This window comes from Chryseobacterium metallicongregator (assembly GCF_031324065.1).
Lineage (GTDB): Bacteria > Bacteroidota > Bacteroidia > Flavobacteriales > Weeksellaceae > Chryseobacterium > Chryseobacterium metallicongregator.
On record NZ_JAVIXS010000020.1, the window covers coordinates 165,847 to 179,568 of the forward strand.

Sequence of the window (13,722 nt, forward strand, 5' to 3'; positions counted from 1 at the left end):
GCTTCTCCTTCACTCAATTCTAGTTTGTTATTGTTTTTACCCATGTTTTTTAATGTTGTGTTATTTCGAAATAAGAATTGATCATTGAATCGGGTGTGAAAAAGGAAGCTATAAAAGTTATAAATGAAAGATTTTAACCGTTTTATCTTTGGTAATTTTTGAGTCAAAGATAAAAATAGAAGCAGTACAAAAACATCCCTGATAACAGGGGTTTTTACACCTTTGCATCTTCTGAGAAAACCTTTTAAAATATCTAACCTGCAAAAGACACTACAGCAACATCGTATAGAAATAAAATGCAACTAAAGCGACTCCAACAGCTCCGGAAATGAGAAATAAGAGCAAATAATACCCTCCACTTTTATTTTTCTTCTGTACAGAATTCATTATAAAAATAATAAGGGTGCACAAAAATCCAGCTCCGAAAAATAGAATCAGCACAGCAAAGAATATGGCTCTTTCAATCTGTAAATCTGCGGATGAAAGCATAATGATATAGGTTTATAATTTAAATATGAATTCAGAAGACCATCAAGTATATCTGAATTTGATTCTCAATAGTAGAAATAATCAAAAAATAAGACAATCCCGATTATCAGCTATATTTGATAGCCGCCAGACTTTTTCTGAGATCATTTAAAACTAATTTTGAGTTTTTTTCACCTGCAGACATTTATAATATAAAAAATTCCAACCCATTCTAGTTTTAAAGAATATTATCTATATATTATTATTGTTTATAAATTTTTAATGAATTATTATCTTAGATCAAGATATTATAAAGGTTTTCTATCTACATTTGTGATTATAAAAAAGTCAAATACACTATTTATTAATTATTAAAAAAGAAACAATGAGCACACTTACATTAAAAGACGGAACAGAAATTTATTACAAAGATTGGGGAAAAGGACAACCGGTTTTCTTTCACCACGGATGGCCATTATCCAGTGATGACTGGGATGCACAAATGTTCTTCTTTTTAGAACAGGGCTACAGAGTAATTGCTCATGACAGAAGAGGACACGGAAGATCTGAACAGACTCCTTACGGACATGATATGGATACTTATGCTTCCGATGTAGCAGAAATTGTTGCAGCTTTAGATTTAAAAGATGTGATCCATGTAGGTCATTCCACAGGCGGTGGTGAAGTAATCCGATATGTAGCAAAACACGGTAACGGAAGAGTGGCAAAAGCCGTTCTGGTAAGTGCAGTGACACCTATTATGGTTCAGAATGAGAATAACCCTAATGGGGTTCCTATTTCTGTTTTTGATGATATCCGAAACAATACAGCGAAACACAGGCAACAGTTTTTCATTGATATTACCTTTCCTTTTTACGGATACAACAGAGAAGGAGCAAATGTTTCTGAAGGAATCCAGAGAAACTGGTGGAGACAGGGAATGAGCGGTTCTATCAAAGCACATTATGACTGTGTAAAAGCGTTCTCTGAAACAGATTTCACTGAAGATCTTAGAAGTGTAGAGGTACCGGTACTTGTAATGCATGGCGAAGATGATCAGATTGTTCCTTTTGAAACAACTGGTAAAGTAGCTGCTACCCTGCTTAAAAATGGTAAACTAATCTCTTATCCTGGTTTTCCTCATGGAATGCCGACAACGGAGGCTGAAACAATCAACAAAGACCTTTTGGAGTTTTTCAAATCTTAGGTTTCTATAGAGACTGGATTAAGTTTACAGTAAAGAGCTTATCTATAAAAAGGCAGACTTGTTTTTAATACAGGTCTGTCTTTCCAATTTGAGGATCATTTTCTTCCTGTTCATCCCTATTAAAAAATACTTTCATGTCTCATTTTTTTTTCGTAATTTTGCAAACTATTATTCCTAATGTCTTTAGGAGTAGCCAAAACAGATATTGATAACAAAAACAATAAAAAAGCAAAACAATGCCAAAATTAAAAACGAAATCAGGTGCTAAGAAACGTTTTGCTCTTACTGGAACAGGTAAGATCAAAAGAAAAAACGCTTACAAAAGCCACATCTTAACTAAGAAAGAAACTAAGCAGAAGAGAAATCTTACGTCTACTTCTTACGTAGCTAAAGTGGATGAGAAAAGCGTTCAACGTCAATTAGCAATTAAGTAGTTTTTATAAATCTATATTCGGTTTATAAGAATTCAAACAAATTCACAATTTTAACCCTGAAACGGTGCCAATAAGAGCAATAACATTGCCGCCCTTTTCAAAAAAACAATTTAAATTATGCCAAGATCAGTAAATGCCGTAGCTTCAAGAGCTCGCAGAAAGAAAATTTTTAAGCACGCTAAAGGTTATTTCGGAAGAAGAAAGAACGTTTGGACTGTAGCTAAAAACGCGGTAGAAAAAGCAATGCAATATGCTTACCGTGGTAGAAAAGAGAAAAAGAGAAATTTCAGAGCACTTTGGATCACTCGTATCAACGCGGGAACTAGAGAGCACGGAATGTCTTACTCTCAATTTATGGGAGCTCTTAAAAAGAACAACATCGAACTTAACAGAAAAGTTTTAGCAGATTTAGCAATGAATCACCCTGAAGCTTTCAAAGCTGTTGTAGATCAAGTAAAATAATGTAGAATAGATTTTGTTATCAATATAAGGTCCCGGGATTTCCCGGGATTTTTTTGTTATATACTTTTATTACTGTTAAAAATCCAGCTGATACTCTTATCAATCCTATTATAATTTCCATATCAACAGTAAACCTTATTAGATAGAATTAATAAAACATGAATTTATCATTGAATACACTTAATAATAAAGAAAAATTTACCTAAATTTTATTCATTTAATGAATTTTAAACTAGCGTAACGATAAATTTAACAAAAAGACATATTATTAATAATAAATTAAGCAAACAAGCACTATTCTATTTAAAAACCAACAATAAATAATGATTTATTGCTATATTAGCAATCTCTAAAGAAAGTATCAAAAATGAAAAAAGTTGCAGCTTTTTTGCTCACTTCCATTGCACTGCAAAATATGAGTGCACAAAGTTTTATTCAAGCTTATAAGGACAGAGCAGACATGGTTACCCAAACCAATATTAGTACAAACCTTCAGGAATTTGCAGGGTTTGGAGTAAAAAAAACAGGTACAACAGCTAATAATAATGCTCTGGACTGGCTTAAAAACAAATATCTGTCTTACGGATATACAGCAACTAATATGTCTGAAGATTCTTTTACCTACGGAAGCAACACTTCAAAAAATCTAATTATTACCAAAACAGGAACAGTATACCCTAACAAATACATCATTATTTGCGGACATTATGACACAATTGTAGGTCCTGGAGTAAGTGACAACGGAAGTGGAACTTCCATTATTCTGGAAGCAGCGAGAATATTGAAAAATGTTCCTACAGAATACTCTATCAAGTTTATTCATTTTTCCGGGGAAGAACAAGGGCTTGTGGGAAGTAACCATTATGTAAACAATGTAGCTTATCAGAATGGTAATAAGGTTCTGGATATAAAATTGGTTTTAAATATTGATCAGGTAGGAGGTCTTATAGGAAATAATAATACTACCATCAACTGTGAAAGAGATGAAGGCGGAGTATCTTCCAATAATGCAATATCCAATACTCTAACTCAGGAATTGATGACCTGTACTACCCTATATTCCCCTCTTCAGACGAATCTATCTCATGCTTACAGCTCAGATTACATGCCTTTTGAAGCGAAAGGATACACTATTACCGGATTCTATGAAACCATCCAAAGTAATAATGAGCATACTGTAAGTGACACTTTTGCCAATCTGGATCCTGTGTATGTTTTTAATGTAGGAAAAGCAGCTGTGGGAGCTTTACAGCACTTTGCCGTTGCCTCTACTTCCAACAATCTTTTAAGCACTAAAGATACAGCACAACACTCAACAGAAGCCATAAGGGTTTATCCTAATCCAGCTAAAGATCTTGTGACTGTTGAATTTCAGGAAAAGGTAAAACAATTCAAAGTTGAAGTCAATGACATGTCTGGAAATACTGTATTAATTCTTGAAAACCAGGAAAAAATAAATACTTCAGGATTAACAAATGGAGTCTATACTTTTACCATTAAAACCGATAAAGGAAATACTACAAAAAAAATAATCATTAATAAATAATGTCAGGTGGAATATTCTGAAGCTGTTTTACATTCAGGAATATTCAGCATTACTCTCATAAAATGAAAAAAATCGCTACTTTTTTATTGGCTTCTATCGCTATTCAAAATACTGGAGCCCAGAGTTTTATTCAGGCTTATCAGGACAGGGCAGATATGGTAAATCAAACCAATATTACAACTTACCTTCAGGAATTTGCTAATCTAGGGGTAAAAACTACAGGGTCAACCGCTAATGCCAACGCCCTGACATGGCTCAAAAACAAGTACCTTTCTTACGGATATACAGCCAGCCAGATAGCAGAAGACCCTTTCACTGCAGGAAGCTATAATTCTAAAAACCTGGTCATTACCAAAACGGGCACACTGTATCCTAATAAATATGTAATCATCTGTGGACATTTCGACAGTATTACCGGTTTAGGAATCAATGATAATGGAAGCGGAACTTCTATTATTCTTGAAGCAGCAAGAATTCTGAAAGATGTTCCGACTGAATACTCTATAAAATTCATCCATTTTTCCGGAGAAGAACAAGGACTTCTGGGAAGTAAACATTATGTAAACAATGTAGCATACCAGAGTGGTGTTCGTGTTCTGGATATTAAACTTGTTTTCAATCTGGATCAGGTTGGCGGTGTAATGGGAAATAACAACAATACTGTTTATTGCGATGAAGATCAGGGTGGACTTTCTTCCAATAATGCCGCTTCGGCTGCTGTGACCCAGGAACTGAGAAACTGTACAGCGCTCTACTCTCCTCTTCTGACTGCCGTAGATCCTGCTGCTGATACGGATTACATTCCTTTTGAGCAAAAAGGCGAAGTAATCACAGGTTTCTTTGAAAGAATAAGAAGTACCTATCCGCATACAGTGAATGATACTTTTGCCAATACAGATCCTGTCTATATTTACAAGATAGGAAAAGCATCCGTGGGAGCATTACAGCATTTCGCTGTTGCTACCGGCACATTGGGAACGCATGAAATTGCTGTAAAAAATACTTTGGAAACAGTAAAAATCTATCCAAATCCCGCTAAAGACATCATCAATATCGAACTTCCGGATTCCGGAATTAAAAACTTTACTTTCGAAGTCACTGATTTCCAGGGACGATCTATTTTCAAAAGAAACAATGAAACAAGAATTAATGTTTCATCACTGGAAAACGGAGCTTATATCGGAATTTTAAAAACCGGAGACCAAAAGGTTGTAAGAAAAGTGGTGATCGAAAAATAATTTGTATTACTATACAACCATATGAATACAAAAACCTTTGAAGCAATTCAAAGGTTTTTTATTTTTTCACACCAGATTCGCATTACGGCATTTATAACACATACACGAAGATTGATGTGATATTCATAATAAATATTCTTTTATTTTAAAATATTAAACACTTCTTTGTGATTTATTTACTACATTCGTGTTACCAAAATAATATTATTTATATGAAAAAATTCACAACACTTTTATGCTCTGCATTGATGATACAGAGTATTGCGGCTCAAACTTTTATTCAGGCTTACAAAGACAGAGCGGATTTGGTTACCCAAACCAATATCACCACCAATCTTCAGGAGTTTAGTAATTTAGGCGTAAAAACTACAGGCTCGGTAGCTAATACCAACACGTTGAACTGGATCAAAAATAAGTATCTTTCTTACGGCTATACTGCCAGCCAGATCGAAGAAAGTCCTTTTACCTTTGGAAGCACCAGTTCGAAAAATTTAATTATTACCAAAACCGGAACACTTTACCCCAACAAATATGTCATTATCTGTGGGCATTTCGACACCATTTATGGCCCGGGAGTAAATGATAACGGCAGCGGAACATCTATCATTCTTGAAGCAGCAAGGATTCTGAAAAATGTTCCTACTGAATATTCTATAAAGTTTATCCATTTTTCAGGTGAAGAACAGGGGTTAAAAGGAAGCAGCCATTATGTGAATAATGTGGTATATCAGGGAGGTGTCCGCAAATTGGATATCAAACTGGTCTTCAATCTGGATCAGGTAGGCGGAGTGAAAGGAAACAACAATACAACGGTATATTGTGATGAAGATCAGGGAGGTGTTTCCAGTAATAATGCCGCTTCTGCAGCTGTCACTCAACAGCTAAGAAATTGTACAGCACTCTACTCTCCTCTTCTGACTGCTGTAGATCCGGCAGCTGATACAGATTATATTCCTTTTGAGCAGAAAGGTGAAGTGATTACCGGTTTTTTTGAAAGGATAAGAAGTACTTACCCTCACAGCTCTAAGGATACTTTCACTAATATGGATCCTGTTTATGTATACAAGATCGGGAAAGCTACTGTGGGAGCATTACAGCACTTTGCAACAGCTTCTACTACAATGAGCAAGGCAGCCTCTAAAAATTCACTGGAAGCTGTAAAAATCTATCCTAACCCAGCCAATAATGTTCTGAATATTGAATTACCTGATTCTAAAGAAATGAATTTCAGTTTTGAAATCAGTAATTCTATGGGAAGATCACTTTTGAAAGTGAATAATGAAAGAAAGATTAATGTATCTGCTCTTCAAAATGGAGTATATATTGGAGTTTTGAAAGTGGGTGAAGAGACTGTTGTTAAGAATATTATGATTGAAAGATAAAAATTCAATCCATTGACAAAAAACAAAACAGTAGGATTATTCCTGCTGTTTTGTTTTAAATGAGCCTGCCTGTTTAAAATTTTTTCACTTTAAACAATTATTTTTGAATGCCAACTCTTTGATTTTAGAAACTATATCTTCTTCATTAATAAATCCATCTTTGATATCTGTCAATAATTCCTCCAGAGTTACTTTATAAAGATCCGCCTCATTACATGATAAAAAACGGATCATTTCTTTTAAAGCATTATTAAAATCTTTCATTTCACAATAGGACAGATATTTTAACTGAGATGCTAATTCATTATGCTTGTCTCTTTGTAATACATAACCAGCAATATCTATAGTCCATTGATATTCTCCTAGTTTATACCAACAGTTTGACATGAATAATAGTCTGTAGTTTTCAGATTTGGGAGACAATCCATTTAAATTTTGCAATATTGTAATGGCGGGTATATATTGTTCATCATCCATCAGGTTCTTTGCTTCATGTAATTGATTAATCATTTTGATTACAATATTTGATTCCTTTTATTATTGAAAAATTCATTAAGACTCCAACCATAAAGATTAAAAAGATATTCTTTAAATCAACCACGCTAATACCTTTAACAGATTTATCCTGAAATAAAAAAATGAATACCGGGATAAGGCAAATTGCTGACCAGATTACTAAAGCATATTTCATTTCCTAAAATAAACATTTTTCCAAGAATATTATGAATGAATGTCACTTAATGAACGAGCCCTTTTCGTCAATAGAAAAGGGCTCGTTTTTATAAAAAGGATTCAAATTAATAATTAAAATTAAGAGAAACCGTGTAATATCTTCCGTTTCCGCGTACATATTCTGCATCACGAGCTGTATACATCGAAGTTGGCGTGAAATAAGAAGTGTTGAATACATTCTCTATTCCAAGTCCTATTGTCATAAGTTGATTAAGTTTATAGCTTCCCTGAACATTGAACAGGTTAAAGCTTTTCACAGGACCTTCTCCTTCATCATACTTTCCTGATGCGGCAGGTTCAAACTTATCTCTCTTAAACGAATACATGTGATAAACACCCAGTTGTAATTTCTGAGCCTTATCATTCCATTTAACAAAAGAATTCAATCTTGCGGGTGCAATTCTTAAACCGCTTAAATATTTTTCGTAGCTGTTGTCATTTTTCACATCCACTTTTCCTTCCTGATAAGTATAATTGGTTCCAATGGTTAATCCCTGTGTCGGATAGATATTCACCGCTAATTCTACTCCGTTAATATACTGAGGAGCACGAAGCGGAGTCCAGAAACCATTTACAGAAACAAGATCAGCTCCCAACTTGGAGTAATTATAAAAATAACTGGCTGAAAAATCTACATACTGACCGATCTTACTGTTGAAACCAATTTCATAGTTGTCAATAACCACAGGATCTGTATTGATTTCACTCAGAACATTGCTTTTTGCATCTCTCAGTACACGCCCCAGATCATAAATATTAAATCCTCTGGAATAAGAAGTGAATGGCTGGAAGAAATCAAATGCCACATAACTCACTCCTACATTGTAAGACAGGTTTGAATAGTTTAATCTTCCTCCTTCTACATTGAAGGGAACATCTTTGTTTGAAGGTAAAGTAGTATAATCAGGAACTTTTACGGACATTTTATCCCATCGAACTCCTGCTTTTACCGTCAGATCATCAGTAAGAAAAAGTTTTCCCTGTACGAAAGGCGCTGCAGCCAGCATATTCATTTCCGGAACCCACATTCTTCCATCTACCAACGGCTGACTTGTTTTTTCATTTAAAAGATCCAGACCATAAGTTAATGAACCTTTTAATCCTTTCTCTTTTCCAAATTCTGTATTAAAATCAGCTCTGAAACCATATTTTTTTTCTAAAATAGCCGATTGTCCTCCTGTTTTCCATCTCGGAGCATTTCTGTAATCATAAATGGTATAAAAATCCTGGAAATATAAAGTAGTGTTAAGGGTCGTGTTACGGAAAATATTCTTATTGATATACTTAAGATATCCATTGTGGTTATATCTTGTGCCTTCTTTCACTCCTTCTCTGTCTCCTAATTTCCCGGTAGAAGGTTTCTCTCCATATTTCCCGAGATCTAAAATATATTTGGAATCCTGCAGACTCGAATAGTAGTTATACATCACTTCCAGTCTATTGTTATCATTCAAATCATATCCTATTTTTGCAAAAATATTGTTGACAGCAGTTTCTCCTAATCCGTATCTAGGATTCTGAACCAATCCTTCGCCATCTATTTTTACACCGCTTTGAGTAAGAGTTCCATTCACCAGATAATCGAATTTTCCTACTTTTCCGAAGAAACTTTGTGAAACTCTGTATCCTGCGCCACCCTCTGATTTGAACATTTTGTTATTAAACAGATCATGACTGGTAAATCCTAATACCGTTCTACCTGAAAAAATTTTACCAGAAGTACTTTTTTGAGTAATATAATTAATGATTCCTCCTTCTGCACCATTCCCATAAATGGAAGTCGCTCCTTTTACCACTTCAATTCGTTCTAAGACCGAAGGATCAATACTTCTGATTTCTCTGTCGTTGTTACGTAACGGACTGGATTGTGGAATTCCGTCGATCATAATCAAAACATTTCTTCCTCTTAATGTTTGTCCTCTGTTACTTACCAGATTATTCCCAAATGCTAATCCTGGTACTTTATAGGCCAGAATATTACTGAGATCAGCAGAAATCAATGACTGCTCTGTAATTTCTTTTTTATTGATAATGTTGACGGTAGAAGCTGTTTTCTTTACAATTTCCGGAGATCTTGATGCGGTAACAATCACTTCATCAAGCCTGTTATGTTCTAATGAATCTTTTTTCTGGGCAGCGACTTGAGCAAATGCCACGAGGCTTCCGATTAAGAAAATAGATTTATTCATACTTAAGTGTTATTTAGAATAATTAAAAACAAAAGTACAATTTTTAACAATCTTTGAATTTTAAGTCTTTTAATAATCCTTCTCTTGAAATAGTTTAAAATTTATACACAAAACACATTTAAATAAAATAATTAATCCATATAATCATTATAGTTTATTTTATTAATACCAACTGATAATGGTCATATATAAAAAACCTTTGAATTAATTCAAAGGTTTATTGATCTCTACTTTTAAGAATTTCTTCAATCTCTTCCAGTGAAAACCCTTTTGCTTTCAATAAGATTAAGAAGTGATACAGCAGATCTGCAGCTTCATTTTTAAAAAGATCTTCATTGTCATCTTTTGCTTCTATGACAAGCTCTACCGCTTCCTCACCTACTTTTTGAGCCATTTTATTGATTCCTCTCTGATAAAGTGAATAGGTATAAGAGTCTTCAGTTTTGGTATCTATTCGTTGTGATATTTTATCTTCCAGTTCATACAGAAATCCTTTGGCATTCTTTTCTCCAAAACAACTGAAACTTCCTGTATGGCAAACTACATTTTTCGGAACGGCTTTAATTAAAATGGTGTCCTGATCGCAGTCGATCTCAATACTTTTTACCGTTAAAAAATTACCCGATTCCTCACCTTTTGTCCAGAGTCTGTTTTTGGAACGGCTGAAAAAAGTAACAATTCCATCTTTCTTTGTTTTTTCAAAAGCCTCTTCATTCATGTAGCCCAGCATCAAAACCTGTAGTGTTCTGCTATCCTGGATGACTACCGGAACAAGCCCGTTATCTTTATTAAAATCTATTTTCATCGTACTTCTATTTTTTGAGTTTTTAACTGTTGTTTTAAATCCTGAATCCCTATTTCATTAAAATGGAAAATACTGGCTGCCAATCCTCCTGTAGCTTTTGTTTCATTGAATACTTTAACAAAGTCATCTACTTTACCAGCACCTCCTGAAGCAATCACAGGAATGCTTATATTGTCTGAAACCAATTTTGTAATGCGAAGATCAAAGCCATTTTTTGTGCCATCACCATCCATAGAAGTCAGCAAAATTTCTCCTGCGCCCAGAGACTCTGCTTCTTTTGCCCATTCTATGGTAAGAAGTTCGGTCGCTTCTCTTCCACCTTTGATATGAACCAGGTCTTTATCAGCCACCAGCCTTGTATCAATAGCCACCACAACGCATTGGCTACCGAATTCTTTAGCTAACTCAGAAATAAGTGCCGGATTTTTTACCGCTGAGGAATTAATACTGATTTTATCCGCTCCTGCTTCCAAAAGCTTTCTGACATCTTCCACTGAAGAAATTCCACCTCCTACTGTAAAGGGAATGCTGAGTTCTTTTGCAATATCTTTTACCAGCTCTACAAACGTTTTTCTATTCTCAATAGTGGCAGTAATATCCAGAAAAACAAGTTCATCAGCACCTTCCCGTTCATACTTTTTGGCAAGCTCTACGGGATCTCCTGCATTTTTAAGGTCTTCAAAATTGATTCCTTTCACCGTAGCTCCATCTTTAATATCCAGACATGGAATAATTCTTTTCTTAAGCATTTTCAATAAAATTTTGAAGTTGTTGTAAGCTTATTTTTCCTTCGTAAATTGCTTTCCCGATAATTGTCCCCGCACAACCGATATCTTTCATTTTATACACATCAGCAATTTCTGAAATCCCTCCACTCGCTACCAGCTGAACTGAGGTTTTATATAAAATCTCAATATAAAGGCCTGTTGACGGCCCTTCCAACATCCCATCTTTTGCAATATCGGTACATATTGTGGATTGTATTCCTTTTTCCTGATACTGAAGGATGAAATCAATGATGTCATTATCACTTTCTTCGAGCCATCCGGAGGTTTTGATTTTTCTGTTGTCACAATCAGCTCCAAGGATAATTTTCTCAGTGCCATATTTTTGAATCATTTCATAGCAGAATTCAGGATTTTGCACCGCAATACTTCCTAAAGTAATCTGTTTTGCCCCAGAATTAAAAGCTGCTTCAATATCTTCCTGAGTTTTTAATCCTCCTCCAAAATCAATATGCAGCGAAGTAGACTGAGCAATATTTTCAAGAACCTTCTGATTGACAATATGCTTTGATTTTGCTCCATCAAGATCCACCAGGTGCAGAAACTGAATGCCGAAACTTTCAAATTCTTTCGCCACTTCTACAGGGTCTTCATTGTATATTTTCTTTGTATTGTAATCTCCTTTTGATAAACGGACACATTTGCCGTCGATAATATCAATAGCCGGAATTATTTTCATCATTATAAATTTATAAAGTTTTTAACGATCTGATTTCCCACAATTCCTGATTTTTCAGGGTGAAACTGCACTGCATAGAAATTATCTTTCTGCAATGAAGCACTGAAAGGCAGAATATAATCACAGACAGAAGTGGTAAAGTCTGAAAGCTCACAATAATAGCTGTGTACAAAATACACATCACTGCTGTTTTCAATTCCTGAAAACAAAGGAGAAGTCTGTCCCGAAACAGTATTCCAACCCATATGCGGAACAATATCCTTTGCTGGAAATTTTCTGACATTAATATCAAAAATCCCCATTCCTTCGGTATCTCCTTCTTCATTTCCCTTACACATCAGCTGCATTCCCAGACATATTCCTAAAACTGGCTGTGTAAGGCTTGGAATCAAAAGATCAAGTTCTTTTTCTTTCAGCAGTTTCATGGTGGATGAAGCCTCTCCTACACCAGGAAAGATCACTTTATCAGCTTTTAAAATCTGCTCGGGATCATCAGTGATCACAGAATCTATTTTCAGTCTGTTGAGGGCATTCTGGACAGAGTTTACATTTCCTCCGTTGTATTTTATTATGGCAATCATTTTTATAAACTTCCTTTTGTAGAAGGTAAACTGTAATTACTATCCGATTGATTTACCGCCATTTTAACGGCTTTTGCAAATGCTTTAAAGATGGATTCTATTTTGTGGTGTTCATTATCTCCTTCTGCTTTGATATTCAGATTGGATTTTGAAGCATCAGTAAAGGATTTAAAGAAGTGAAAAAACATTTCTGTAGGCATATCTCCTATTTTTTCTCTTCTAAACGGCGCATCCCAAACCAACCATGGTCTGCCACCGAAATCTATAGCCACCTGAGAAAGGCAGTCATCCATCGGAAGTAAGAAACCATATCTTTCGATTCCTTTTTTCTTTCCTAAGGCTTTTAAAATGGCCTCTCCCAGTACAATCCCTGTATCTTCAATAGTATGGTGCTCATCTACAGCAAGATCTCCGTTTACTTTGATGGTCAAATCCATATTTCCGTGTCTCGCAATCTGGTCCAGCATGTGATCAAAAAAATGAAGTCCGGTTGAAATATCTGATTTACCATTTCCATCAAGATTGACTTCAATTTCGATATCTGTTTCATTGGTCTTGCGGGAGACTTTAGCCTTTCTCATTCCTGATTTTAAGAACTGATAAATCTCTGACCAGCTTGTAGCAGACAGCTCAGCTTCAGTATTTAAGTTTTGATTAAGATAAACAGCCTTAGAATTAAGATTTTTAGCGAGTTGAACATCCGTATTTCGATCACCAATTACATAGGAATTTTCAAGATCATAATTGCCATAGATGTATTTTGTCAGCATTCCGATTCCTGGTTTTCTGGTAGGAAGATTTTCGGATTCAAAGCTTTTATCAATTAAAATATCACTAAAAATAATCCCTTCATTTTCAAATGCCTGCAACATTTTCGCATGGGGTTTTATGAAATCTTCTTCAGGAAAACTTTCCGTTCCCAACCCGTCTTGATTGGTTACCATCACCAGCTCGTAATCCAGCTCACTGACAATTTTTGCCAGGTTTTGAAAAACTCCCGGATAAAACTCAAGCTTTTCCAGAGAATCTACCTGAAAATCTGTAGGCGGTTCAATGATCAATGTGCCGTCACGGTCTATAAAAAGTACTTTTTTCATATGTTTTTTATAAAATTGTTTTTAACCATTAAGCTCTTTTAAGGGATTAAGAATTATTAAGGGCATAGCTAAAGCTATTAATTGAGCTATATTCTTCTTATTCATCTTTCTTAATGG

At 34.9% G+C, this 13,722-nt stretch carries 14 protein-coding genes; 6 read left to right on the top strand and 8 right to left on the bottom strand.

The annotated features are described in order from the left end of the window. Positions 1-270: 270 nt before the first annotated feature. The gene (locus REB14_RS18675; RefSeq protein WP_079241599.1) at positions 271-489 is read right to left on the bottom strand and encodes a hypothetical protein; all 219 of its coding nucleotides are present in this window, start codon (positions 487-489) and stop codon (positions 271-273) included. Between the two features lie 364 nt (positions 490-853). Between REB14_RS18675 and REB14_RS18680 the strand changes: the two genes are divergently transcribed. From REB14_RS18680 to REB14_RS18705, 6 genes are all read left to right on the top strand, one after another. Continuing rightward, on the top strand, positions 854-1,675 hold the full coding sequence (locus tag REB14_RS18680) for an alpha/beta fold hydrolase (RefSeq protein WP_079241598.1): 822 nt from the start codon (positions 854-856) through the stop codon (positions 1,673-1,675). 236 nt (positions 1,676-1,911) lie between these two features. Continuing rightward, the gene (gene rpmI, locus REB14_RS18685) at positions 1,912-2,109 is read left to right on the top strand and encodes a 50S ribosomal protein L35 (protein ID WP_034694453.1); all 198 of its coding nucleotides are present in this window, start codon (positions 1,912-1,914) and stop codon (positions 2,107-2,109) included. A 117-nt stretch (positions 2,110-2,226) separates the two neighbouring features. Beyond that, a complete protein-coding gene (rplT, locus tag REB14_RS18690) occupies positions 2,227-2,571 on the top strand; it encodes a 50S ribosomal protein L20 (protein ID WP_002979659.1) in 345 nt (114 codons plus the stop codon). 367 nt (positions 2,572-2,938) lie between these two features. Further along, on the top strand, positions 2,939-4,117 hold the full coding sequence (locus REB14_RS18695; RefSeq protein WP_079241597.1) for a M28 family peptidase: 1,179 nt from the start codon (positions 2,939-2,941) through the stop codon (positions 4,115-4,117). A gap of 62 nt (positions 4,118-4,179) precedes the next feature. Beyond that, the gene (locus REB14_RS18700) at positions 4,180-5,355 is read left to right on the top strand and encodes a M28 family peptidase (protein ID WP_309522950.1); all 1,176 of its coding nucleotides are present in this window, start codon (positions 4,180-4,182) and stop codon (positions 5,353-5,355) included. A 212-nt stretch (positions 5,356-5,567) separates the two neighbouring features. Beyond that, positions 5,568-6,737, top strand: coding sequence for a M20/M25/M40 family metallo-hydrolase (locus REB14_RS18705; RefSeq protein WP_079241595.1), 1,170 nt, complete (start codon positions 5,568-5,570; stop codon positions 6,735-6,737). An 84-nt stretch (positions 6,738-6,821) separates the two neighbouring features. Here the strand turns inward: REB14_RS18705 and REB14_RS18710 are convergent, their stop codons facing one another. The 7 genes from REB14_RS18710 to hisB form a co-directional block, all read right to left on the bottom strand. Continuing rightward, positions 6,822-7,247 carry a hypothetical protein gene (locus REB14_RS18710; RefSeq protein ID WP_079241594.1) on the bottom strand — a complete coding sequence of 142 codons (426 nt, stop codon included), beginning with the start codon at positions 7,245-7,247 and terminating at the stop codon, positions 6,822-6,824. Between the two features lie 287 nt (positions 7,248-7,534). Further along, positions 7,535-9,658 (bottom strand): TonB-dependent receptor, encoded by a 2,124-nt coding sequence (locus tag REB14_RS18715; RefSeq protein ID WP_309522951.1) that lies wholly within the window; start codon positions 9,656-9,658, stop codon positions 7,535-7,537. A 217-nt stretch (positions 9,659-9,875) separates the two neighbouring features. Beyond that, positions 9,876-10,463 carry a bifunctional phosphoribosyl-AMP cyclohydrolase/phosphoribosyl-ATP diphosphatase HisIE gene (gene hisIE / locus REB14_RS18720; RefSeq protein WP_079241591.1) on the bottom strand — a complete coding sequence of 196 codons (588 nt, stop codon included), beginning with the start codon at positions 10,461-10,463 and terminating at the stop codon, positions 9,876-9,878. Beyond that, positions 10,460-11,212, bottom strand: a complete 753-nt coding sequence (gene hisF, locus REB14_RS18725; protein ID WP_079241590.1) for an imidazole glycerol phosphate synthase subunit HisF — start codon at positions 11,210-11,212, stop codon at positions 10,460-10,462. The genes hisIE and hisF overlap by 4 nt, the downstream gene beginning before the upstream one ends. After that, positions 11,205-11,927, bottom strand: a complete 723-nt coding sequence (gene hisA / locus REB14_RS18730) for a 1-(5-phosphoribosyl)-5-[(5-phosphoribosylamino)methylideneamino]imidazole-4-carboxamide isomerase (protein WP_079241589.1) — start codon at positions 11,925-11,927, stop codon at positions 11,205-11,207. Before hisA ends, hisF begins: the two co-directional genes overlap by 8 nt. Positions 11,928-11,929: 2 nt before the next feature. Then, positions 11,930-12,508, bottom strand: a complete 579-nt coding sequence (gene hisH, locus REB14_RS18735) for an imidazole glycerol phosphate synthase subunit HisH (RefSeq protein WP_079241588.1) — start codon at positions 12,506-12,508, stop codon at positions 11,930-11,932. 2 nt (positions 12,509-12,510) lie between these two features. Then, entirely contained in the window at positions 12,511-13,605 is a 1,095-nt protein-coding gene (hisB, locus tag REB14_RS18740) for a bifunctional histidinol-phosphatase/imidazoleglycerol-phosphate dehydratase HisB (RefSeq protein ID WP_079241587.1), read from the bottom strand. Between the last annotated feature and the right edge of the window lie 117 nt (positions 13,606-13,722).